The sequence below is a fragment of the Paenibacillus sp. FSL H3-0457 genome, assembly GCF_037981725.1.
In the GTDB taxonomy this organism is placed as follows: domain Bacteria; phylum Bacillota; class Bacilli; order Paenibacillales; family Paenibacillaceae; genus Paenibacillus; species Paenibacillus amylolyticus.
The window spans coordinates 1094162-1119455 of the sequence record NZ_CP150283.1; the positions used below are offsets into that span (position 1 = coordinate 1094162).

18 protein-coding genes are annotated in these 25294 nt (G+C 47.7%); 14 read left to right on the forward strand and 4 right to left on the reverse strand.

What is annotated here, in order from left to right; genetic code table 11:
• Positions 1-82 precede the first annotated feature (82 nt).
• Positions 83-841: an SDR family oxidoreductase gene (locus MHH25_RS04945; RefSeq protein WP_340019333.1), complete on the forward strand. Its 759-nt coding sequence runs from the start codon at positions 83-85 to the stop codon at positions 839-841.
• Positions 842-1013: 172 nt separating this feature from the next.
• Here MHH25_RS04945 and MHH25_RS04950 read toward each other — a convergent pair whose 3' ends face one another.
• Positions 1014-2048 (reverse strand): LacI family DNA-binding transcriptional regulator, encoded by a 1035-nt coding sequence (locus MHH25_RS04950; RefSeq protein ID WP_340019334.1) that lies wholly within the window; start codon positions 2046-2048, stop codon positions 1014-1016.
• Between the two features lie 446 nt (positions 2049-2494).
• Between MHH25_RS04950 and MHH25_RS04955 the strand changes: the two genes are divergently transcribed.
• The 4 genes from MHH25_RS04955 to MHH25_RS04970 all read left to right on the forward strand — a co-directional run bounded on the left by MHH25_RS04955 (position 2495) and on the right by MHH25_RS04970 (position 7688).
• Positions 2495-3781, forward strand: coding sequence for a maltose ABC transporter substrate-binding protein (locus tag MHH25_RS04955; RefSeq protein WP_340019335.1), 1287 nt, complete (start codon positions 2495-2497; stop codon positions 3779-3781).
• 233 nt (positions 3782-4014) lie between these two features.
• Complete coding sequence (locus MHH25_RS04960) at positions 4015-5370, forward strand: ABC transporter permease subunit (protein ID WP_340019336.1); 1356 nt, start codon at positions 4015-4017, stop codon at positions 5368-5370.
• Positions 5367-6203 (forward strand): sugar ABC transporter permease, encoded by an 837-nt coding sequence (locus tag MHH25_RS04965; protein ID WP_211081980.1) that lies wholly within the window; start codon positions 5367-5369, stop codon positions 6201-6203. Before MHH25_RS04960 ends, MHH25_RS04965 begins: the two co-directional genes overlap by 4 nt.
• A 198-nt stretch (positions 6204-6401) precedes the next feature.
• On the forward strand, positions 6402-7688 hold the full coding sequence (locus tag MHH25_RS04970; protein WP_340019337.1) for an MFS transporter: 1287 nt from the start codon (positions 6402-6404) through the stop codon (positions 7686-7688).
• Positions 7689-8014: 326 nt separating this feature from the next.
• Here MHH25_RS04970 and MHH25_RS04975 read toward each other — a convergent pair whose 3' ends face one another.
• Positions 8015-10171 (reverse strand): alpha-amylase family glycosyl hydrolase, encoded by a 2157-nt coding sequence (locus MHH25_RS04975; RefSeq protein ID WP_340019338.1) that lies wholly within the window; start codon positions 10169-10171, stop codon positions 8015-8017.
• 447 nt (positions 10172-10618) lie between these two features.
• On the opposite strand from MHH25_RS04975, the gene MHH25_RS04980 reads away from it, so the two are divergent.
• The 3 genes from MHH25_RS04980 to MHH25_RS04990 are packed head-to-tail and all read left to right on the forward strand — an operon-like array spanning position 10619 to position 14786.
• Positions 10619-11998, forward strand: a complete 1380-nt coding sequence (locus MHH25_RS04980) for an alpha/beta hydrolase-fold protein (protein WP_340019339.1) — start codon at positions 10619-10621, stop codon at positions 11996-11998.
• Positions 11995-13413: a hypothetical protein gene (locus MHH25_RS04985; RefSeq protein WP_340019340.1), complete on the forward strand. Its 1419-nt coding sequence runs from the start codon at positions 11995-11997 to the stop codon at positions 13411-13413. Before MHH25_RS04980 ends, MHH25_RS04985 begins: the two co-directional genes overlap by 4 nt.
• A complete protein-coding gene (locus tag MHH25_RS04990; protein ID WP_340019341.1) occupies positions 13407-14786 on the forward strand; it encodes a fatty acid--CoA ligase family protein in 1380 nt (459 codons plus the stop codon). The genes MHH25_RS04985 and MHH25_RS04990 overlap by 7 nt, the downstream gene beginning before the upstream one ends.
• Positions 14787-15207: 421 nt before the next feature.
• On the opposite strand, the gene MHH25_RS04995 is transcribed toward MHH25_RS04990, so the two are convergent.
• Together MHH25_RS04995 and MHH25_RS05000 are read right to left on the reverse strand one after the other, a co-directional pair.
• Positions 15208-16980, reverse strand: a complete 1773-nt coding sequence (locus MHH25_RS04995; RefSeq protein ID WP_340019342.1) for an alpha-glycosidase — start codon at positions 16978-16980, stop codon at positions 15208-15210.
• A gap of 223 nt (positions 16981-17203) precedes the next feature.
• The gene (locus tag MHH25_RS05000) at positions 17204-17785 is read right to left on the reverse strand and encodes a hypothetical protein (protein ID WP_340019343.1); all 582 of its coding nucleotides are present in this window, start codon (positions 17783-17785) and stop codon (positions 17204-17206) included.
• A gap of 425 nt (positions 17786-18210) precedes the next feature.
• Here MHH25_RS05000 and MHH25_RS05005 point away from each other — a divergent pair, with 425 nt between their 5' ends.
• The 6 genes from MHH25_RS05005 to MHH25_RS05030 all read left to right on the forward strand — a co-directional run bounded on the left by MHH25_RS05005 (position 18211) and on the right by MHH25_RS05030 (position 25292).
• A complete protein-coding gene (locus MHH25_RS05005; protein ID WP_340019344.1) occupies positions 18211-19224 on the forward strand; it encodes an iron-siderophore ABC transporter substrate-binding protein in 1014 nt (337 codons plus the stop codon).
• Positions 19225-19317: 93 nt separating this feature from the next.
• Entirely contained in the window at positions 19318-20331 is a 1014-nt protein-coding gene (locus tag MHH25_RS05010; protein WP_340019345.1) for an iron ABC transporter permease, read from the forward strand.
• Positions 20328-21371, forward strand: a complete 1044-nt coding sequence (locus tag MHH25_RS05015; protein WP_340019346.1) for an iron ABC transporter permease — start codon at positions 20328-20330, stop codon at positions 21369-21371. The genes MHH25_RS05010 and MHH25_RS05015 overlap by 4 nt, the downstream gene beginning before the upstream one ends.
• 13 nt (positions 21372-21384) lie before the next feature.
• Complete coding sequence (locus tag MHH25_RS05020) at positions 21385-22206, forward strand: ABC transporter ATP-binding protein (RefSeq protein ID WP_340019347.1); 822 nt, start codon at positions 21385-21387, stop codon at positions 22204-22206.
• A 540-nt stretch (positions 22207-22746) separates the two neighbouring features.
• Positions 22747-23769 carry a hypothetical protein gene (locus MHH25_RS05025; RefSeq protein WP_340019348.1) on the forward strand — a complete coding sequence of 341 codons (1023 nt, stop codon included), beginning with the start codon at positions 22747-22749 and terminating at the stop codon, positions 23767-23769.
• A gap of 167 nt (positions 23770-23936) precedes the next feature.
• Positions 23937-25292 (forward strand): diaminobutyrate--2-oxoglutarate transaminase, encoded by a 1356-nt coding sequence (locus MHH25_RS05030; RefSeq protein WP_340019349.1) that lies wholly within the window; start codon positions 23937-23939, stop codon positions 25290-25292.
• The last annotated feature ends 2 nt before the right edge of the window (positions 25293-25294 follow it).

Below are 25294 nucleotides of genomic sequence, written 5' to 3' on the forward strand. Positions count from 1 at the left end.
ACTTATTATACTAAGGATAAGAGTTAATGAACATTTGTTTGTTAACTTATTGTAAACGAATACACAAAGGAGGATACATGGAATGAAACTTCAAGATAAAGTTGCAGTTGTTACAGGTGCTGGTTCAGGTATGGGGAAAGCAATTGCCACGTTGTATGCTCAAGAAGGCGCGAAAGTCGTTGTATCGGATATTAACGAAGAATCTGCACAAGCGGTAGTCAATGATATTAAAGCCCAGGGTGGAGAAGCGATTGTCGTTCTGGCCAATGTAGCCAAAGAAGATGATGTGCAAAACCTGATCGATACGACGGTGAGCACATACGGTACAGTAGATATTCTGATTAACAATGCGGGAATTATGGATGGCATGGAGCCTGCAGCTGATATAACGGATGAGAAGTGGGAGAGATTGTTTGCTGTGAACACAACCAGTGTGATGCGGACAACTCGTAAAGTATTGCCGATCTTCCTGGAAAAACAAAAAGGTGTTATCGTGAACATTGCTTCGGCAGGGGGCCTACACGGCGGACGTGCAGGAGCAGCTTATACTGCGTCCAAACATGCGGTCGTGGGCTTCACCAAAAATACAGGGTATATGTATGCTGAGCAAGGCATTCGCTGTAACGCGATCGCTCCAGGCGCTGTGGCAACCAATATCAGCTCCTCCATGGCAGGTATTAGCCCATACGGTGCAGGTCGGCAACAGCTGGGCATGGCAATCAACCCGCGCATTGGGACGAGCGAAGAGATCGCCAAGGTAGCCTTGTTCCTCGGATCGGACGAGTCCAGCTTCGTGAACGGAACCGTCGTTACAGCTGATGCTGGCTGGAGCTCGTATTAATCCATTCAAGTACAGTCGAGCATAGAGTACGGAAATAGTGTGTGAATTAAGGAAGCCGCATGAGTATATGCGGCTTCTTTTTTTGCACCTATGCACCTACGTACGGTGGATAACAGCATCATATTCCATGTAGGACAAACGTTTGCATTACTACACGGATACCCGATATGAATCAATCTGAGGGTGGCCTTGGTTTGGAAAAGAGTGAGGATTCACGCACGATCAGACGATGGGGGATAATGACCGGATTATGAAGCTGTGGTTCCCCACTAAGAATTTTTAACAATACCTGAACGGCTGTATAACCAAGCTGATAAGTCCCGATGTCGATAGAGCTTAGGGGTGGAGAAGCCAGTTCCGATAATGCAATATTGTTAAAACTGACCACACTGATATCTTCAGGCACCAGATAATGAAGCTCGGCAAGAGCTCTCAATACCCCAAAGGCCACGTTGTCATCGATGACAACAATTGCGGTGGGTCTGTCCGGCAAGGACATGAACAGCGACATCGCTCTGAATCCACTTTCCTGCAGAAATTCGCCTTCCACAATCCAATCACTATCCGCATCCAGCCCGGCTTGGGCAAGCGCTTTTTGGTATCCTAACATACGATCATGCGATAACGTAATGTCCGGAGGACCGCTGACAAATCCGATTCGAGTATGTCCCTGAGCGATTAGATGATGAGTCGCATCATAAGAGGTCTGCACATTATCGTTATCCACCATGGGGGCATTTGGATGAGCTTCACTGCGACCGATTAACACAAAAGGAAAATTTTCCGCTTCCAAAAATGAAATGATGGGATCGTCTCGCTTGGACCCAAGCAGCAAAATACCATCAACTCTACGGCCATGCACAAGGCGGGATATCGCATGCAATTCATTGTCTGATGATGTTTCGGTTGTTAGCAGCAATTCATAATTCATACGGGTGGCATGTGTAATAATACCTCGGAGCAGTTCCCCGAAAAAGTAATTTTGAAACAACTCTTCTGCAGGACGCGGAAGCATAATCCCAAGGGTATGTGTTGTTTTGGAAACCAGGCTTTTCGCGATGATGTTGGGATGGTAGTTCAATTCTTTCATAATTTGCTTCACTTTGAGAGACGTTTTGGTGCTGATTCTAGGATGGTTGGAAATCACCCGTGACACTGTAGAAGGGGAAACACCCGCCAATTTGGCAATATCCTTGATCGTAATCATGTAAAAAAATCCCTTCTGAACAATCGTATAAATATTCTCCTATGGTAATCCAAAGGATACGAGAAATCAATTGCTAACTGCCGAGTAAGGGATGCACGTGAAGTGAAATTAAGGAAGAAAGAGTCAGAACAAGGAAACAGGAAATTACTGTAGGTAGAAGAAGGAAATTGGTTAAAATTGAGCAAATATGGCTTGTGCAAACGTTTGTGCAAATAAAGATCGTTATTGTATGATGTGATTGTTATTGTAGCGCTTACATCAGTGGATTTACATACTTCTTGACTTGTTTACCCCTACATATTGAACGGAGAGGTCATCTTGTCTCCCATTTGAGCAAACGTTTGTACAAAATGGAATATGGGATGCAAAACCTGACAACATACGCAGACAAAAGGGTGAAAAGCGCGAACTTTGTTGGACCAAGCAGAGGGAAGGGGACATTTTACATGAGAAAATGGCAAGGGGCAACATTGTCCGTCATGATGGCTTTTACACTGGCTGCGTGCGGGGCTGGAGGCGGAAGTCCATCTCCAACTACGGCAGGTGAGAATCCGGAGGAAGTTGTAGAGCTGACAGCCGAGAACCTTCAGCCTGAAGAAGGTGCAACGCTGGTGATCTGGGAGGATAAAAATCAAAGCAGCTTTATTGAACAAAGAGCCAAAAAATTCGAAGAAAAATATGGGGTAACGGTCAAAATGGAGGAGTTGCCTCCAACCGATCAGGTAACCAAGCTGACGACGGATGGCCCAGCGGGTCTGGCGGCAGATGTCGTTGTTTTCCCACATGATAAGATTGGTAGCGCTTCAGAGGCGGGACTTATTCTGCCCAATGACATATTTGAAGCAGAGACCGTAGGGAACACCAGCGACAACGCGCTGAAGGCAGTGACGTTCAAGGATATCCTGTACGGCTATCCGTACAGCGTGGAGACCTACGCCCTTTTCTATAACAAGGCACTCTATCCAGAAGCTCCGAAAAACTTTGATGAGATTATCAGTTTCGCTAAGACGTTCAATAATGTGAAGTCCAATCAGTATGCGCTGATGTGGGAATTGCAGCAATTTTACTATAACTATGCGTTCCTGGCTTCACAGGGCGGTTATATTTTTGGAGACAACGGGATGGATAGCACGGATCTCGGTCTGAATAACGAAGGAGCCCAGAAGGGTGGACAGTTCTTGCAGACGCTGAAATCGGAAGTGCTGCCGCTTAAGATGGGTGACGTGAACTATGATATCAAAAAAGGATTATTCTCCAGCGGCAAGCTGGCTATGGACATTAACGGTCCATGGACCATTGCCGATTATCGCAATGCAGGTATTGATTTTGGCGTTGCTCCGCTTCCGGCAATCGATGGTAAACCGATGACCTCCTTCTCAGGTGTTAAAGCCTATTATGTGAATGCATTTACACAATACCCGAATGCGTCGAAGCTCTTGGCAGCGTTCCTTTCCAATGAAGAAGCTCAGATGGAGAACTTTGACCTGAACGGTACACTTCCTGCGAACAAAAACGTAGCTGCTGATCCGAAGTTGCAAGAGGACTCAATCAATAAGGCATTCCTGGAACAGTTCAATAACTCAACACCAATGCCTTCGCTTCCTGCCATGGACAGCGTGTGGGGACCGATCACGTCGGCCATTACGGACATATGGGATACCGATAAGGACGTAAAGGCATCGCTGGACAATGCTGTGAAACAGATCCAGGAAAGCCTCGCAACCGTCCAATAAGGACGAACTATGCATAAGAGCTGCATAAATTGAACTTCATATTTACACCAAACGTAGAGGACAGAAGAAAGCTGAGGAAGTAAAACTAAAAGCTTTCTGAAAGAAAGCTTCTTCGGAAGCATAGGCTCACCTTTATCACCGATCGGAAGCTTGTTCTGTCATCGGAGTGGTCAGTGTAAGTACACTTTTGTTCAATGTATACAGGTTAGCAATAGGCAGGGAGGAGAGAGCGAATGCAACAGCAGCATGTCCCGGTGCCCGTTGGACCGAACAGGGAAAGACAACATCGGATGACAGCGGCCATATGTTCCATCATACTGCAAGGTCTTGGACAGCTGTACAATCGACAATGGATTAAGGGAATTTGTCTACTGTTACTGGAGGGAGCAGGGCTTGCGTACCTGCTTCCTCGCCTGTCACAGGCAGTATGGGGCATATGGACACTGGGGGAAAATACACAGCGTTTTGTCAAAGTGAATGGGTCCACTGTACTTCAAAGGGGAGACCATTCCATCTTTTTGCTGCTTGATGGCATTATCGTATTACTGGTGTTTTTTGTGTTTATTCTGATCTACATCCTGAATATCCGGGATGCGTACGTCACTGGGCTCGCTAGGGAAGAAGGCAAGCGGACCCTGGGCGCAGCGGCTTCGCTTCGGAACATGATGGACAAAAACTTTCCGTATCTGTTTCTGTCCATTCCGGCACTGGGGATACTCTTCTTCACCGTTATGCCCATCCTGTTTACGATCACAATTGCATTTACGAACTATTCGGCCCCGGATCATATTCCGCCAGCCAAGCTCGTGGACTGGGTGGGCTTCAAGACGTTCAGTGATCTGATTCAATTGAAATCCTGGAGCCAGACATTTTACGGCGTGCTCACTTGGACGGTCATCTGGGCCATTCTGGCTACAGTCACCACCTATTTTGGCGGCGTGTTAGTAGCACTGTTAATTGAACAGCGGGGCATACGCTTCAAGAAGCTGTGGCGGACGATTTTTATTCTGCCTTATGCCATCCCGCAGATCATCTCCTTGCTGCTCATGCGTAATCTGTTCAATGGTCAGTTTGGTCCGATCAATACGTACATGAGAGCATTTGGGCTGGAGGGATTACCCTGGCTGACAGATCCGTTCTGGGCCAAGGTTACCGTCATTGTTGTCAACATGTGGATCGGTATTCCGGTCAGTATGGTGCTGATTCTGGGTGTATTAACAGCCATCCCTCGTGACCTCTATGAGGCTGCCGAAGTGGACGGAGCATCTGCGTTTCAGAAGTTCAGGATCATTACGATGCCGTTCATTCTTTTTGCCACAACTCCGGTACTCATCATGCAGTTCGCCGGAAACTTCAACAACTTCAATGTCATCTTCCTGCTGACCAACGGAAATCCACTGCGGGGAGACTACCAGTACGCAGGGGCAACGGACCTGCTGGTGACCTGGCTCTACAAGCTCACACTCGACAATAATAAGTTCAACATGGCTTCAGCGGTAGGGATCATCATCTTCCTTATAATCGCTTCATTCTCTATCTGGAACTTCCGCCGCTCCAAATCATTCAAGGAGGAGGACATGATTCAATGAAGACACGTAATAATCCGCTGCGTTTGGCCCTGAGTTATGTGCTATTGCTGATCATCGCCGTTGTCTCCATCTACCCGGTACTCTGGATCTTTCTCTCTTCCTTGAGACCCGGCGCGGCATTGTTCAGTGAACGGTTGTGGCCCGAAGCTTTCACGCTAACCCATTACGGTGAGCTGTTTAATAACCCGTCCTTTATGTACGGCAGATGGTATATGAATACGCTGAAAATTGCCTTTTTCACGATGATCTTCTCCACGTTGATGGTGACACTTGGGATGTATGCCTTGTCCCGCTTCCGCTTCCGTGGACGTAAAACGATTCTCTCCACCATGCTGATCCTCGGCATGTTCCCAAGCTTTATGAGCATGATTGCAATCTATATCATTTTGCTGCAAATTAAATTGCTCGACACCCACACTGCGCTTATCCTGGTCTATTCATCAGGAGCGGTACTGGGCGGATTTATCGTCAAAGGTTTCTTTGACACCATCCCGCGCAGCCTGGACGAAGCGGCGCGTATGGATGGTGCGAGTCACCTGCGGGTATTCACCAGCATCATCCTGCCGTTATCCAAGCCGATGCTGACTTATGTGGCACTAACCAGTTTCACCGGTGCGTGGATGGATTTTATCTTCGCCCGGCTGGTGCTGCGGACGAAAGAGAACTGGACGCTTGCGGTGGGTATGTGGGATCTGGTCAACCGTTATCAGGACAGTAACTTTACGATGTTTGCTGCGGGGGCGGTACTGATCGCTATTCCAATTACCCTGCTGTTTGTTTTCCTGCAACGATTCCTGGTTCAGGGTCTGACGGCAGGAGCTTCGAAAGGGTAAACGCAGACTCAGCAAGAAACATTATAGGTCTAGAGACAATATCATCAGCTAAGCTAACGACGGCATGATTAGTCTCGATAGCGTAACACTCACTTAACTCAGGCACTTCCGTATTGTCATGTCTTTATCGACTGGCAATGCTGCGGAAGTGCCTGGTTCTGTATGGGCTCGAATGATGATAAGGGAGGAACGTGATGTATGGGCATGAACCCGTCCAGTGAGCCCGAGATTATGGGATACCAAGATGGACAAGCTGCATTGTATAATACTAAAGCTCCGCCAACACTTTGGCGTAATGTTACCTTTCGAAGGATTTTGTACGGCTACGGCATCTCGGTCTTCGGGGATTGCTTCAATGGGATTGCGATCAGTCTGTGGGTGTTACAGACCACAGGCAGTGCGAAGAGCATGGCGGCCGTACAGATCTGCAATATGGCCGTCAGTTTTTTATTTGGATCGGTGGCAGGTACGGTCGCAGATCGATTGGATCGCAGGAAGCTGATGTTGGCGTCTGATGTATTTCGCGGTGTGATGGCTGTGCTGATTGCGATTAGCTTATTCGGTTGGCATGCGCCGTTCCCAGTGGTGCTGCTGTTGCTCTCACTCTCCATGTTTTCAAGCCTGTTTCAGGCACCTGCATTCCACGCCTCTGTAGCAAGTATGGTTGGAAGAGAACATATTCAACAAGCCACCGGAACCATTCATATGGTGGATAATCTTGCCCGAATCAGCGGACTAGCAGCAGCTGGGGTTGCTGTTGCTGCATTTGGCGGATTCGTTGCCATATTAATTACAGGGGCAACCTTTCTGTTGTCCGCAGTCTGTGTGCTGATGGCGGGCCGCTTTCCTGAGGTACAGCGATCCGTTAGTCAGCAGACCACGTTTGCTCAGGAATGGCGTAGTTCGTTTGCCTACATCTATCGGAATCCTTTGATCCGATCCATCGTATTGCTCAATCCGGTGCTGATCTTATTTTTCATGTCAGCTATGATGCTGGTTCAAGTGATGGCGGTCAAGGTATGGGAGGCTAATCCGGTGCAGTTTGGATTAATTGAGACCTGTATTCCACTCGGATATATGATTGGCTCTGCATTGTTGATTGCTTCGGGGAAACGATTGAAGCGAAGAGGGAGATGGGTGTTTATCGGTCTGATTGTGTTGGGGCCGATTTATATTTTTTTGGCGAATGTATCCTCTCCAATCATGGCGTTGCCGTTAATCGTGGGCGGAGGTGCGATGTTCGCGTGCTGTACGATGCTCACCCAGATTATGCTGAGGACAGCCGTTCCAGACGAGCTGCAAGGAAGAGTCTATGGCGTAGTTGGAACAATCACCAGTACAGCGCCTATTATGGGATTGACTGTTGTCTCCGTATTGGCTGATCAGTGGGGGGCAGCTTCTGTGCTGCAAGGCGTGGGCATATTACTGCTGGCAACAGGTATTCTGGCCGCTACAACATTGAAGTCGATCCGAACCTATCATTAGAAATGTGATATATAGATCCAATCTATGTTAGTTGAACTATAAACATTTACACGATAACGGAGCAGTCAGATGCAATCCGGAAAAGCGAGGCGTTCGCCTAAAAGATTTCTAAAAGAAAGCTACATTGGAAGCATACGCTAGCTCCAGATTTTCCCTGTATAGAAGGGAATTAAAACAACTGGGGGTAACAGTAATGGGAGATGGATCTGACCGTGTAGTGGTCAAGTGTAGAGTCATTTGTTCAATTTATATAGCATAATCCAATAGCAAAACCCGGAGCATACGCTCGTTAGCGTAACTCCGGGTTAGCTTATAGATGGATTATCTTATTGCCAGTTTACATTAACTGTGGCTGTACCGCTGGTTGGTGTGGTGAACGTGTGGTTGGAACCACCTTCCCACGTGATGGTCGCTCCATTTTTCTTGAAGAATTTGAACTCCAGTTGTTTCCCGGCGGGTACGCTCACATCATAGTACCAAGTTGGGTAGGCGTGGATGACCTGATTGAAAGCAGGGCCAATAGCTGTTGTAGCCGTACTCCAGTTGCCCAGTTCTGCCACGTTACCTGTCAGATAGATGTTCTGACCCAGTGTGGTGGACGCATTATTAATGACAAATCGTACAGTGACCTGATCACCCGTAAGGATGGTGAAGTTGTTATACGCATTGCTGTTAACTCCGTTCGCAGCTACTTTCACAGCATAATTGCCTGCGGCAACAGCTGGGATCGTTACTTTGATCTGCGTATCTTCCCAGGATGTGATCGCAGCACCGGTAACGGCTGTTGTACCGAAGTATACCGTACCTTTGGTGGAGCCAAATCCACGTCCGCTAATGGTAACGACATTACCCGGTTTGCCCATCACCGGACCCACATGCCCGATGGTTGGTGTTGTTTCGCTCGTTGTATACTGCCAGACCGCGGTTGCTCCGGCTGCCAGTGTGAAGGAAGAGACGTTGCCATTGGTGGAAGTGATGTTATTACCGTTCAGTGCGCCGCCCAGTACATCGGTGTAGTTGCCTGTTGGCAGTGAAGTGCTTAGATTCGCAATGCTTGCTGGTGTGGAGAGATTACGGTTGACCGCAACAACAGCTACACTTTTGCCAAATTTGCGTTCATAAACGTACACATCATTATTGATCCAGCGTTGCTGAGTGGAGCCATAGGCGATCGCTGGATTGGATTTGCGCAGAGGGGCCAGCTTGCTGATCACGTTGAAAGCAGTGGTTGTTTTGGAGAAGGAAGGCATTTTGGCCCGATTATCAGGGTCCCCGTTACCAGTCAGATACTGCTCGGTACCATAATAGATGGCAGGTACACCGCGGGAAGTCAGCGTGAAGGCCAGCGCTTGTTCCAGACGACGGTTGTTGACGGCACTTGTTTTGAATCGATCCATATCATGGTTGTCAATGAACGTAACTTGATCATTCACCTGATTGTAATCTGCCGCTGTGCCTGTAATCATCGAATCCAGAGCATACATGTTGGATGTGTTATCCCGGAAGACGTCACGTACGGCAGAGTTAAAGCGGAAATCAAGCAGACTCATCCCGGATTCATTGGCAAATTCCGTGTTATCCGCATCAGATGCAGCAGATCCCAGGAACCATTCACCGAAAGTGAATACAGGTTTATGTGCATAGATGGAGGACATCCAGCTCTTTTGCCAGCCGAGAGGCATATGTTTCACCGCATCAACACGAATGCCGTCCACGCCCATATCAAGCCATAGCTTGATTGCATCTTTGAAATATTGATCAATGGTACTGTTATTGTGATTCAGGTCAGCGAGGTCATAGAGATTTTTGTAGATACCATTCTCCAGGGAGGAAAAATCGGAGCCGCCGTTGTGATGGAAATATCCATTTGTATCATTTGTGTATCCGCCAACAAGATTACCGTTATCGTATAACTTGCCATTCTCTGCAAAGGAGGTATCGGTCTCCATGGCAGGAGATGTGTGGTTCGGTGCAAAGTCAATGACGATCTTGATACCTTTGGCATGAGCGGTTGTAATCAGATTTTGAAAGTCAGCCATCGTTCCGAAATAAGGATTGGTCTTCTTGAAATCACGTGCCCAGTAACCATGATACGCTGTGTTGATCACGCCGCCGTAGTTGATCGTGGCAAAGATATTTTCGACCGGTTGGGAGATCCACAATGCCGTAACGCCCAGATCGCTAAAATAGTTATCGTTGATTTTGTTGATCAAACCCTGCCAGTCGCCTCCGCAATACAACTTCAGGTTACTACAAGTGGCATCGTAGGCAGCTCCAGTAGGATTGTTGGAAGGATTTCCGTCCAGGAAGCGGTCCGTAAAGATCTGATAGATGACGTCTGTACTAAAGTTCTGCTTGTTGGTAACCGCGGTATCCGCATCGGCATAGATCGCTGAAGCAGGCAGATAGGGAAGTGCGCCCCCTGCAAGTAAACTGAGTGTCAGTGTTGTGCTGAGGAGTACACGTTTGGCCATTTGAAACATAGTAATCCACCCTTCTCGTGAATGTAGTAGTTTAGATAAACAACCAACCCGGCTCTTGAATAATAGCGCTTTCAATACAGCGAAGTGTTACGCAGTGGATTGAAGACTTCCCTCCTTTTGACACGCCAACAACCCCGGCATCTCCTTCGGGAGTTACCGGGGTTGTCCTAAACCGCTCAGGTTTAAAAGCATGGCCCTCGAGTTATGATCACAACGTTATCGTAAGAAATATTGGATCTTATGTCAATAACTTTTTTGGGAGCATTTATTTTCTATTTTTATGTTTACAAAAGCATGTCCGGGGATTTAAACTATTCGCAGATTCACAATATAAGGGCTATGTATCCCGGAACACTTACGTGTGTTCTGGGACAACCCCGTCTCTTCTGAGGCGGGGTTATTTGTATTATGCAGTCGAATTGGGAGAAGAGAGGCGGTTGATAATCGTTGAGTACCCATTCTGTCATCGAATGTTTGGAAGGCATTCAGGCGTCGAGGCTGGGCAATATCCGCAACATTTATGTGTACCTCCCGCCCGGTTACCATGAGCAGACAGCTCGGCAATATCCGGTTCTGTACGTTCATGCGGGGCAGCGGGCTTTTGGTCCATCCCGGACAGGCAATGAAACATGGAACATGGATCAGGCAGCGGACGGACTAATTGCCTCCGGGCAGATTGAATCACTGATTATTGTCGGTATTGCACATGTCCGTCCAGTCACGCACAACGAATTCTACCACTACATTGCTCCTGAGAGAGAGGCCGTGAGTGTGGGGTGCTCAGGCATCGACTATGAGCATTTCATCATTCATGAACTCAAACCGATCATTGACCATCGTTATCGGACGTTGCCAGACAAGGAGAATACCGGGCTGTTGGGTTCATCTGCCGCAGCACTTTGTACATTGCACATGGGGATGCGAAATCCGGATGTTTTCGGAAAACTGATCATGATGTCGCCATTCTGTGTAGATGTGCAGCTGGACGAAACATCTGAGAGCGGACTGTTGGAAGAAAACATGTATCGCTTGCCAGAAGAGGTACCCGACGTTCGAATGTGGATGGATATTGGAGATACGGAAGGATTGTTTCTGCCTTCTCAGGTCAGAAGGGTAGCTCATCAATTACTTGAACGCGGAGTAGGATCGTGTGAGGAATTGGCATTTCTGGAACAGCAGGGTGCCTGCCATCAGGAAGGTGACTGGGGAGCACGCGTTCACCTCCCGTTACTGTACATGTTCGGCCACGTGGGTAAGCCCTCCTCGCTCGAACTGCTTGGAAGGGATGTCATCGGACTACAGGGTGGAATGACCGTGTGTATCAATGCACAAATGCACTACGAGAGTGGGTTGGTTCAGAGTCTGCTGCATGGGAATTATACTTCGAGTGACCCGAATGTGCTTCAGGTTCATGCGAGTGGAGAGTTGGTTCCTGTCGGTATTGGAAGTGCATTCATCACGCTGACTGTGGGGGAACTGTCTGCTACACGCATCTACACTGTCGTTCCTGAAATGTCCACTCATGTGGGAGTCTGCATTCGTGCAGAGGTAGCTCCCGATGAAGACTCGGAGAAAACGATATATGGTGGTATGGGCATGAAGCTTGTCCGTTCTGGCAAAGGTCGATATGAAGGTAGTTACCGAGTCCCGCGTGATTGTGGGTTCTCCTTCCGGTTTACACGTGGTTTCCGCCGTTTCGAGACCGATGTGGATGGCAAACCTATTGCCAATCGGGTATTTCGAGCGACAGATGATATGTCTGTGCATTACCTAATCCAATCCTGGGGCAGTACGTCAGCCAAAACGGGAACAGGAGGCCCAAAATGATCATTCCTTCATTCGCTCCAGTGCTGGACATTCCTTATTATTATCCCTGCAATTTTCCTCTGATTCATGAAGTGCTCCATCGACAAGGATCCATCACAAGTCTGGCATTGCTGGCGGCAAGTCGGATGTACAGCCTTCCTTCGTGCGGGGATAACGGACTGGTGAAGCCTTATTTTCACAAACTGGATTATGTAGAGCCGATCTGGGAAATGTATGGTCAGCGACAGCTGGACAGCTTCGAGGAAGGCAAGACGCAGATCCAGCGGCATATTGGCGAAGGTGGGCTTTTTTTGGCTACAGGAACCAGTTATCATCTGCCTTATTGTGAGGATTATCAAAATCCCGAGTACATTCGCAAACACGTGAAGCAAGGTTCCCGACTACATCTGGTAGACCATTGGATTGCCGTATATGGTTTGGAAGATGAGCATGTTCACGTCTACGATCCCGTGCCCTCCAAGTATAAGGGAAAGGTTACTCAAAGGGCCTTTCATGACTTCTGGAAAGGTAACCAAAGCATACCTGAGCTTGCGCAGGCCAAACGCAAAGAAGAACTCCGAACGTATGGAACCATGGACATTCGGGCGACTGTGAAGCTGGACTCTGACGGTTACCGAGACATGTTGATCCAGGCGTTAACAACGCAGATTGAAGAATTTCTGACAGGCCGGACGATTACACAAGGAGAGCGGAATTTTCATTTTGGACATGCGGTGTCTCTGCGACTCTTAGATGCACTGCGTGGGGCGAATGAAGGGGATCCGCCCAATGAAATGTTAATATCGGGTCTGCTGTTTGATATGCGATGGAGTCGATATTTTCTTCGAGATCTTCTTCAGGAGTCTGCCTTATGGCTAGGTTCTCCACTTGATCAATATGCGAGAGAATTCAGCGACATTATTGTACGTTGGGAGAAGGCCTACAATATGCTTCAGGTCAGTCGGATAAAGCAGCGTGAGCAGTGGAAAGTACAGTTAACAAGTGTAATTAAAATGTTGGTCACCGATGAATGGCAATGGTATGAGTCACTTCGACAGTCCATACCTCAGGCAGATTGCTTCCCACGTCAGGCCGTGTTGATGATTGGACAAGAACACAGGGAGGATTTGCTCCGTATCGTATTGGATAGTTGCCGGGAGTTAAACGCGTACCATAATACAACGATTCCACTTGGTGAGGGTGGTAACGCTCCACTGTACGGACGAAGTGGGCAACTGGATTCGCTGGAACTCGTGTCATTGCTTGCAGTGGTAGAGCAGGGAATCGAAGATCGATGGGGAACGGGGATGGGAGCCGCACTGGCGGAGATGGCTGCTACTTCCATGCCGGAAAGCCCATATCAGACCGTGGGTTCACTTGTTGATTATCTCGCACAGCAATGGGCGTCTGCCGGTGAGGAGGATGCAAGATGTTGAACCAATTCTTGCTTGAACGATTCGCGGAACAGGGACAGCAACCTGCGCTGATCTGGAAAGATCAGGAGTACAGCTATCAGTGGCTGCTGGAACAGGTTGGCATCATGAGTAAGTGGATTACAGCAGAAAAGCTGACTGGGCAACTTGTAACGCTGGAGGAAGATTATTCTCCCTATGCAGCGGCAGCATTGGTTGCTTTGCTCGGACAAGGGTGTATCGTGCTCCCCATGGATCGGAACCTGGTTGAAGCCAAACGAGAGGAATATATCCAGCTGGCACAGGTGAAGTGGCGTTTGGGCGTTGAAGAAGGCAAGTTGTGCATTCGGCAAACGTGTGAATTATCTGGAGAGGTTCCTGTGTTGTTATCCTCGCTGGCACAAGAAGGCGTAGGCGGACTTGTACTCTTTTCATCCGGATCAACCGGAGTGAGTAAAGCGACTGTGCATCGTGCAGATCGGCTGTTACATGGTTTTCGGCGGCAGGTTCGGCCTTTGCGAACGATTCCTTTTATGATGTTTGATCATATCGGCGGTGTGAATACAATGCTGCAATCCCTGTCCAGTGGGGGCTGTCTCTGTATCATTGCAGATCGATCTCCCGAAGAAGTGTGCCGAACGATTGAGAAGTTTCGTGTGCAGGCTCTTCCGGTCTCTCCAACATTTATGAATCTGTTGCTGCTGGGTAGAAATGATGAGGGGTATGATCTGTCGAGTCTCGAAGTTGTGTCATACGGATCGGAAGTGATGCCTGAATCCGTACTGGCAGCCTGGAACCGGAGATTTCCACAACTAAGGACGATACAAGCCTATGGCATGTCTGAACTTGGCATTCTGCCAACCCGCTCCAAAGAGCCAGGCTCGCTGCTGTTTTCCATTCAAGATGAAGGGGTCAAGTACCGGGTGGTGGAAGGAGAATTACAGATCCATACCGAAACTGCGATGATCGGATATTTGAATGCACCTTCACCTTTTACAGAGGACGGGTGGCTACGTACTGGGGATGAAGTTGTGCTGGAGCAGGGTTACATTCGTATTCTGGGACGTCGTTCCGAGATCATTAACGTAGGGGGACGGAAAGTGTATCCTGCCGAGGTCGAGGGTGTTCTGGAAGAGATGGAATGTATTGAAGCGGCTGTAGTTTCGGGAGAACAGAGTGGTATCACGGGTCAGAGGGTGAAGGTGACTATCCGGCTGGCTACAGAATGTACTCTCACCGATCTGCGGCGATCCATCTGGGAATATTGTCAGGACAAGCTGCCTTCATACAAAATTCCGCAGAAAATCGTAATTACACAGGGAGCGCTCGTAAGTTCAAGAATGAAAAAAATACGAAAACCAATGACTTCGACACCCTTCGCCTCGGCTGGGAAATAGGTCGCTGCCTCGAAGAGTATCATCTTGCTTGAATCGGTATCGCTAACGAACCTCAAACATCGTATTGAGGGGATAATCAAGAAAAGTAAAACCTAACGAATCTCAGTAACGTTATTGCTTCAAAAATACGGCTTCTGGTCTCGAAAATCGACGTATTGGACGAAATAAGGTCTCTCTGATTCGTTAGGCATTTAACCCGCGTATAATGAAGCAAATAACGTGTGCTGGGTTCGTTAGGATATGACGTATAAGATGCACAAGACATACAAGACGTATAAGATACAGAAGAGGCTGTCCTTGGTCTGATATGCTACCCATACAGTAACAGGATTTTATTATTTTACCTGTCTACTTTATGGGGAGCATATCACCTGGAGGACAGCCTCTTTGAAGTTATTTTCCCTTGTTAGCTGTATTTATCTCAGGCCTCAGCTGGCTGTTTAACCTCAAGTTGCATCAGGGAGAATCCGTATGCTTCCAGATCGAGGGTCAGTTTATTTTGCCGAGCTTCCACGGTGTTTGATGTGAACAGATTTCGCCAGATGTTACGATCTCCCAAGGGGAGTTCAAGGGTGCATGGTTCATCACCCGCATTAAGAACAAGAAGCATACGCTCTCCCGTCTGCGAATCCAATCGTTCGATGGCAAGACAAGGGTCTCCGGCTTTTGCATATACAATCTTCAGTTCTGTGCTGCGCAGGGCAGGGTGCTGTTTGCGAAGGGCAATCGTACGGGTGAAGAATTCCAGAAGCTCGCGATTCTGCTTGGTCTCATCCCACTCCATACACTTGCGGCAACCCGGATCATATCCTCCATCAAGTCCCACTTCGTCTCCATAATAGATACATGGCACACCTGGATACGTAAGCAGTAACGTAACGGCAAGTTTCATCTTGCGCTCGTCTCCATCACATAAGGTCAGCAGTCTGGGGGTATCATGACTTCCGAGCAGATTGAAGGACGCTTCGGTCACAGGCTGTGAATAGGCTGCGAGCAGTTTGCCGATCTCATTGGCAAATGCGAGTCCGTCGAGCTTGCCGTGCACCGTATAGTCCAATACCGAGTTGGTAAACGGATAATTCATCACGGCATCGAACTGGTCTCCCTGAAGCCACATGAGCGAATCATGCCAGATCTCACCGAGCAGATAGGCGTCAGGCTTAATGGCTTTTACCGTCTGACGGAATTCGCGCCAGAACTGATGATCCACCTCATTCGCCACATCAAGCCTCCAGCCGTCAATGTCCATCTTCTCAATCCAGAAACGTCCTACCTCTAATAGGTATGCCTTCACTTCAGGGTGTTCCGTGTTCAGTTTCGGCATGAGCGGTTCAAAAGCAAAGGTATCATAAGTTGGTATGCCATCCTCCACACGCGGCGGCCAGTCCTTGATATAGAACCAATCTGCGTAGGGGGAAGAGGGACCATTCTTCATGACATCGACAAAAGGAGGGAACTCTCTGCCGGAATGATTGAATACCGCATCCAGAACAACGCGTATGCCGCGCTGATGACAGGCGTCCACGAACGCCTTGAACTGTTCATTGGTTCCAAAGTGAGGATCAACCTTCATGTAATCGCCTGTATTGTATTTGTGATTCGTCGTGGCTTCGAACAGCGGACAGAAGTAGATGGCATTGATGCCAAGCTGACTTATATGATCCAGATGATCAAGCACACCTTGGAGATCGCCGCCGAAGAAGTTCACCGGTGTAGGTTCTCCTCCCCAGGGTTCAGCATTTTTGGGGCTGAGGGATGGATCGCCATTGGCATAACGTTCAGGGAAAATCTGATAAAACACAGCGTCCTTAACCCAGGCAGGCGGTTCAAAAATGTCGACTGGATTCATAAATGGAAAATCAAAGAATTCGAGCGGATGATCAGGCAGGGCCTGCTCGAATCCACGCTCCGTCATCCAGACCGATTCCTCTCCCTGAATCAGTTGGAAACCATACCGTAATCGGCGATAGGGAGGTGAAGTCTCGGCTTCCCAATAATCGAACATTTCATCCCGGGCAAAGATGTGCATAGGGATGTGTGTGATCGTCCGATCCCAGGCATATTTGTCTCCCGTAATGGCAATCACCGCATCCAGGTCCCCGCGTTTGGACCGAAGTCGCAGGTGCATGGTCGAACGGTCATAAGCATAGGACCAATTGAGTTTGGGGCGATGATAAACGGCTTCAAGAATCATGTAAATCACTCCTCGTCAGATGATGAAATTCAGATAAAAGTGGCCATTAAACGCAAAAAAAGGCACAACCTCAATTGTTCACGAGGTTGTACCTTTCGGCAGCATAGCCTTTTGATTATAGTGCTATTATACGAACTAACTCAGCAAAAGAAAACACTTTTTTTCCTTAAATTTCAAATTGTTTTATTCGAAATGTAGGACGCGTATCTGCAATTACTGTTTTTTATAAATCAAATCCAAGTTTATTGGCGTATGCAGAGAATTCTTTGTGAAACTTCTCGATATTTTTCTTCCCGGCAGCAATTTTGGCATTGGATTGTTTCAGGACAGCACTGTTTACCGTTGTTTTGGAGACCGCTTTTTTAGCGAGTTGGAATCCTTCCAGCTGTGTATAGCTACCTTTGATCAAGTTGGCATGGATTTTTTGCAATTCCGCATTTTGCGGTTTGATCATCTTCAGCTTGGATACATATTTGGTGTAGTTAGGAATCGCTGTATTGGTCAGTTTCAGGAATACGGACTTGCGATTGGATGATGTGATGTAAAATCCACCTCCCAAAGCATTGAAGGCTCTCTCCTCATATACCGATGCCATATCCAACTGATCAAGGTAGCCCAGGAAATCTTCTTCTTCGACTGTAGGGATCGGTTCTTGTTCTGACGTGTCAATTTCTTCATAGTATTCGTCTTCCGAATATGTAGTGGTTGAGTCATCCGCAGCAGCGGCATAGGACCCTACAGGTGCGAACACCCCGCCGAGCAAGACAAAACTCATAATGATTGATAGTACCCATGATTTCTTCACGTGTTAATATCCCCTATCTATAGATGTGATTTTATTTCAATGGATAATCTAACATAGTACAACAAGAAATTACAGGAATTGTTTTACAGTAAATTCATCAGTCAAACGCATATGAATGAATAATGAGTCACTAGCAAAAAGGACATGTATTAGATGAAACTAAAAGTAAAAAGAGAGATTTGTATATTTTGTAGGTAAGAAAAAAATTACATATATGGTTTGTGTGGAGGCGTATTGTATCGATATATATTGTATTGGTTTAGTTAATTTATCTTTATTTAATGTTGTTTTATGAAGTTACAGAGTTCGACAGGGAGTGAGAACTTTTTCCAAATAAAATGCTTGTATAATGATTTCATCTCCATTACAATACAATTGATAATGAGATTCAATATCATTTAGATAAAAAAGGGGAGACGGATTTCATGTATAAAGTAAAGAAAAAGCTATACATTTATGCAGCACTTATTCTGATGATTTCATTGCTTGCTGGTTGTGCTTCGGGTGGAAGTGCCGAGACAACAAATACGTCCAGCCAAGCTGCAAGCAGCAATGAGAGCAATAATGAAAGTGATACAACTGCCAGTGCGACTGAAGATCAGACCCGAGTGATCAAACATGCCATGGGCGACACCACAATCAAGGGAACCCCGCAAAAGATCGTGACACTGTTCCAGGGTGCGAATGATGTCGTTGTTGCACTTGGCGTGAAACCGACAGGCGTGGTGGAATCCTGGGTTCAGCAGCCAGTCTATGAATATCTGAGAGCAGATCTGGACGGAGTTCCACAAGTAGGACAGGAATCACAGCCCAATCTGGAAGAGATCAACAAGTTGAAACCCGACTTGATTATTGCTACGAAGATCAGACATGAAGAGATCTATGAGCAACTGTCGCAGATCGCACCAACGGTAGTGACGGAGACGCTGTTTGACTGGAAAGAAACGGTGAAAACTGTTGGGGAAGCGATGAATATGGTTGAGCAATCGGATAAATTGTTGTCTGATTGGGATGGCCGTGTAGCTGATTTTAAAGAGAAAATGGGGGATCGTCTGCCAATTGAAGCAACCATCACGAACTTTAGAGCCGATCAAGTTCGTATTTTCTACATGGGATATGCAGGTAAGATTCTGAATGAACTTGGGTTCACCAGACCTGCCGGACATGATGCAGACACATGGGGAGTTGAATTGACTTCCAAAGAAAACATTCCAGATATGAATGCAGACATGATCTTCAACTTCAATTCAGGCACAGAAACAGATGCCATTCAGAAAAATTATGATGATTGGACCAGCAGTCCGCTGTGGAAAAACCTTGATGCAGTTAAGAATAACCAACTGGTTCAGGTCGATGAAGTGGCCTGGAACATGGCAGGTGGATACACATCGGCCAACATGATGCTGGACGATCTATATAAGCAGTTCAACCTGAACTAACAGGAGCAGGACCTGCCATGCACCAGAACATTCGTTAACGAAGTGTATGGGCAGGCAGGTCTTTTATCATTTTACAGATGAAAGAGTGAGAGTATGTTTCCCCTTTTTACAAAGGCAAGCGCCAAGATCTATGGACTGGTTGGTTTATTCATAATACTTCTACTTGCTTGCCTAGCCAGTATGATTCTGGGACGTACGCATATCACGTTTCAGATGGCATGGGAAGCACTGCAATTCTATGACGAGAGTTCTGTGGAACATGTGGTTCTGCTGACGGAACGGTTGCCACGTACGGTGATTGCTGCTGTTGTGGGAGCAAGTTTGGCCGTGGCGGGTGGACTGATGCAAGCATTGACACGTAACCCGCTGGCATCACCAAGTGTGTTCGGGATCAACGCAGGTGCGATCTTTTTTATTGTTATTGCCATTGTTGTATTGTCGGTATCCTCGCTAACCACGATGATGTGGTTTGGTTTTGCTGGAGCTGCGGTTGCCGCGGCGATTGTATATGCACTGGGTTCACTCGGTCGTGATGGCCTGACACCGATCAAAATTGTACTGGCGGGGACGGCCATCTCAGCATTGTTTGCCTCTTTCACACAAGCCATTCTGGTACTGGATGGAACCGGATTGCAGGATGTACTGTTTTGGCTTGCCGGTTCAGTAAGTGGTCGGACGTTGGAAATGTTATATCCTGTGTTGCCGTACATGACAGGTGCAGCTATTGTCTCTCTGTTCATGGGCAGAGCCATCAATCTGCTGTTGACGGGTGACGATATCGCCAAAGGCATGGGACAGAATGTACTACTGGTCAAAGTACTCATGGGAATTGTTACTGTGTTGCTGGCGGGTGGTTCAGTTGCCGTAGCCGGCTCAATCGGTCTTGTTGGTCTGGTTGTCCCGCATATCATGCGTGCACTGGTGGGCAATGATTACCGCTGGCTCGTTCCTTACTCTATTGTAGGGGGAGCGATTCTGCTGCTGTCCGCGGATGTGGTTGCACGGCTGGTGATCATGCCGCAGGAAGTTCCACTTGGTGTCATGACTGCACTGATTGGCGGACCCTTCTTCGTGTACATTGCACGCAAGGGGGTGACGAAGATATGAGGAAGATGTTGACTTTCCGCAACAAAAAAGACACCGTCTCAGTACAAATGGAACAAAAATCACTGGTTGTCATCGGCATATGTATCCTCCTGTTTCTGGTGGCAGGGGTTGTTGGTACCAGTGTGGGCAGTGACTTTATCTCTCCGCTGGATGTACTTCGAACGATATTTGGTCTGAATGAAGGGGAGCATGACTTCGTCGTGCTGACCTTAAGACTGCCACGGGTGCTATTATCTTTGCTCGTAGGAGCAGCCCTGGGTATGTCAGGTGCGCTCCTGCAAGGTATTATCCGTAACCCGCTGGCCTCACCGGATGTCATCGGCATCACCGGCGGCGCGGCCGTTGCAGCTGTAGGTTTTGTTACATTGCTGGGCGGAGCGGTGAGTATCAAGTTGTTGCCATTGTTCGCCATCGCTGGCGCAATTGTGACGGCATTAATCATCTACGTGCTTGCTTGGAAAAAAGGAGTCAGTCCGATCCGCCTGGTGCTGATCGGGATAGGAGTGTCAGCCATTACCGGAGCTGGAACAACCTTTATGTTGATCCTGAGTCCGTTCTACACGGCAGGTCAAGCCTATATCTGGCTGACTGGAAGTGTGTACGGAGCATCGTGGACCGATGTCCGAACCATTCTTCCGGTTATCGTAATTGTTGTACCGCTGGCAATCTGGTTCGCCCGTAGCCTGAATGCACAGGAATTTGGAGATGATCTGGCTACAGGGCTGGGTGTCACTGTGCAGCGGCATCGTTCAGCGTTGTTGTTATGCAGTGTACTGCTGGCGGGAATCGCCGTTGCGGTTGCCGGAACCATTGGTTTTGTAGGCCTGATCGCTCCACATATTGCCCGAAAGCTGGTTGGACGTATGTTTGGCAGTATGCTGATTGTGTCTGGACTGGTTGGTGCTCTGCTTGTATTTGCGGCAGATCTGATTGCCCGTACGGCCTTTCTACCGCTGGATGTTCCCGCAGGGGTATTCACCGCAGGCGTAGGCGCACCATTTTTCCTGTATTTGTTATTCAAGAATCGAAATCAGTTTTGAGGAGGAGAGAGCTGTGAGTATTCTGGAAGCCAAGGAGCTTACGATCTCCTATGGAGCAGATCCCATTATTGAAAATTTGAACCTGACCATTCCCAAGGGACAGATTACCGTTCTGATTGGCAGCAACGGCTGTGGCAAATCTACGCTGCTGCGTACAATGGCCCGGTTGCTGAAATCCAGCTCCGGTTCGGTGCTGCTGGATGGGGAAGAGATTGCGAAGCTGCCGACCAAGGAAATTTCAAGACGCATGTCCATCCTGCCACAAGGCCCGACCGCTCCGGAGGGCCTGACGGTGAACCAACTGGTTAAGCAAGGACGTTATCCACATCAAACGTGGCTGAAGCAATGGTCACGAGAGGATGAGCGTATGGTCAAGCTGGCACTTGAATCCACACATCTGACAGAACTTGCGGATCGACCTGTGGATGCATTGTCCGGTGGACAGCGTCAGCGTGCCTGGATTGCAATGACACTTGCGCAGGGTACTGAAACCTTGCTATTGGATGAACCTACAACCTATCTGGATATGACACATCAGATTGATATCCTCGATCTGTTGTTTGAGTTAAATGAACGAGAAGGACGCACGATTGTTATGGTACTTCATGATCTGAATCTGGCATGTCGTTATGCGCATCACATTGTGGCTGTTCACAACAAGTCCATCTACGCAGAAGGTAAACCGGAAGATATTGTTACACAGGACATGGTCCGTAAAGTCTTCCAGATGGAGTGTGAGATTGCAATCGATCCACTGTTCGGCACACCAACCTGTATCCCGCATGGACGGGGAAGGAAGCTGAATGGAGAACAGCGGTACACGCAGCTGGCTTGACGATCAAAAAGTCCGTTTTTGATTCGTTCAATAGTTATTCAAAACTCCAAATCAACTCCATTGTATGATCATACAGATGACAAATTAGGCAAGCCGTTGGTAAAACCATGTCCCAGGCTTGCCCGGTTTGTTGTGCCTATTATTCGATAAAAACATACCTGCATCGACTCAAACCTACACTAAATTAAATCTTATTTTTCCTTAAAAGTTTATTATTGACAATATAGCTCGAATTGCCATAAAATAGATTTTATATGATATTGATAATCATTATCAATATATAATTACAAAAAAATGATGAATGTATGAGCAATATAAGTTGAATTAATCATTTACATGCAACGGAGAGGGCAGGAAAAACCTGAAAAAGCGAAGCGTTCGCCTTTATTCCCGGATTTTTCCCTTGAGAAAAGGGAATCAAAAAAATCTAGGGATAACAGCGATTGGAAGGTTGTTCTGTCATTGTAGTGTCAGCGTAAATAATCTTTATTTCAACTTATATAGGAGCGAGTACCTTCATTCGATCGAGGAGGATTTTCAGTGTTTCCGAAAGGGATTCATAATCTGCAAAACCGACTCATTATAAGCAAAGCGAGAGAAATGGGCATCACCTGTGAGCCACTTCTTGAGGGATGCGAAGATTTTCTGAAGCTGTCTGTAGGGGATAAGCAGATCATCATTAATAAAACCAGATCTCATCGTCTGCCGTTAATTGCCGGTTTGCTCGCGAAGAACAAGCAGGCATGTAATATGTTGTTGCATGAACAGGGAATGCCTGTGCCATCATTTATCGTGATCCCGGAGATGGGAAGCGAAGCAGCAGATTTTCTGGAAAGGCATGGCTCTATTGTAGTGAAACCGCTGGATGCGAGCAGCAGCATGGGGGTGACGCTGGATGTGCGTACCCCAGATGAACTGGAGGCAGCCATTCAACTTGCGAGTGTCCATGGCAGCAGCATCATGTTGCAGCAATATGTAACTGGGATCGATTACAGAGTGCTGATCATTAACGGTGAAGTGGTGGCTGTGAACCAGTATCGACCTGTCTATGTCGAGGGAGATGGAACTTCAACCGTTCGGGCATTAATCGAGCAGTTGAATCAGGATCGAATCGAGATGACGCACATAGGAGAGTATGAAGCTTTTCCTCAGGTTGATGCAGAAACGGAACGACTGCTGGAGGTATTGCGTGCACAAGGGACAACTCTGGATGAAGTTCCTGCCATCGGAAAAGAAATCGAGCTATACGATCTCCGCAATTCTGCCGCCGGAAAAATCAGTGAATTCTACAAGGATTGTACCGAAATTATTCATCCCGAAAATGCCCGAATGATCATTCAGGCGGCAAAGACTCTTCAGATCGATGTAGCAGGGGTCGATGTTCGTTGTTGTGATATCCGCACTCCAATCTCCAGAGAACAAGGGGGCATTCTGGAAGTGAACGCCTTGCCAGATATGACACACCACGTCTTCCCCCATGGTGGGACAACTCGTGATGTGGTTCGGTTATATCTGGAATACCTGTGCCAGGAGCAACTTGAATATAAAATGTATAGCTTATAACAACGTATAGATGACAATCTATAACGGATAACAGATGACGGATACCATCATGTATAATTCGGACCTTACATGATTTTGAACCAATACCATGTCATATGCAAAATGCAGAACAAGAAACACAGGCAGCAGGTTCAGCCTGAATCGATTATAAGGAGCGTTAGAGGGCTATGTCAGTAGAGGTGCAGACGGAATATCTGAAGATGCAAAATGAGAAGGAATCCAATGCAAGATCGTACCCCAGACATTTCCCGCTTGTCATTAACAAGGCCCATGGGGTGAAGATTACCGATACGGAAGGCCGCGTATTCTACGATTGCCTGGCTGGTGCAGGAACATTGGCGCTGGGGCATAACCATGACACGGTGGTCAACGCCATTCGCGATGTTCTGGATCAGCAGATTCCGCTTCATACACTGGATCTGGCAACACCGCTGAAGCTTTCATATATGCAAGAACTGTTTTCCATTCTCCCGGCCGAGATGCGAGACAAAGCCAAAATCCAGTTCTGTGGTCCAACGGGGGCCGATGCAGTTGAAGCAGCCATTAAGCTGGTCAAACATGCAACAGGTGGCAAGTCTATTCTTGCCTTTCAGGGAGGTTATCACGGTTCAACACAAGCGACGATGTCGATGAGTGGCAACCTGAGCAAGAAACAACATCTGCAAAGCCTGCTGCCGGATGTGCATTTCCTGCCGTTTCCTTATGAGTACCGCTGCCCATTTGGTGTTGGTGAAGGCATGACGGCCCGATTAAGCGCACAGTATATCGAGAACTTGCTCGATGATTGCGAGAGTGGTATTGCCGCACCATGTGGGGTCATTGTGGAGACGGTACAGGGAGAGGGCGGAGCGATTCCGGCAGATATCGAATGGCTGAGGGAGCTGCGCCGAATTACGGCAGAGCGAAGCATTCCGCTTATTATCGACGAAGTGCAGACAGGTATTGGACGGACAGGACGAATGTTTTCGTTTGAACATGCCGGAATTGTACCCGATGTAATCATCTGCTCCAAAGCAGTTGGCGGAAGTCTGCCCATGTCTGTTGTCATCTACCGGGAAGAGCTGGACCAGTGGCAACCTGGTGCACACACAGGTACGTTCCGTGGCAATCAGCTGGCCATGGCAGCGGGACTTGCGACACTTCGTTATATTCGGGAACAGGATGTTCTACACAACGTACATCTGCGCAGTGAGCAGTTCATGAATCAACTGAATGCATTGAAAGAGCAGTATGCAGAGATTGGTGATGTGCGTGGCAGAGGGTTGATGATTGGTGTTGAGGTGGTTAATCCGGCAGGAAGCAAGGATCGTCTGGGACATTATCTGCCTAATGGTGCACTTGCTGAGTTTATTCAGCGTGAATGTTTCAAGAATGGATTAATTGTGGAACTGGGCGGGCGTCATTCAGCGGTTGTCCGTTTTCTGCCGCCACTGAATATTACGGAGCAAGAATCGGGTGCGATCCTGGCGATCTTTGAGAAATCGGTAGCTGAAGCGATTGCCTTAGCAACGGCTGCATGCTGAAG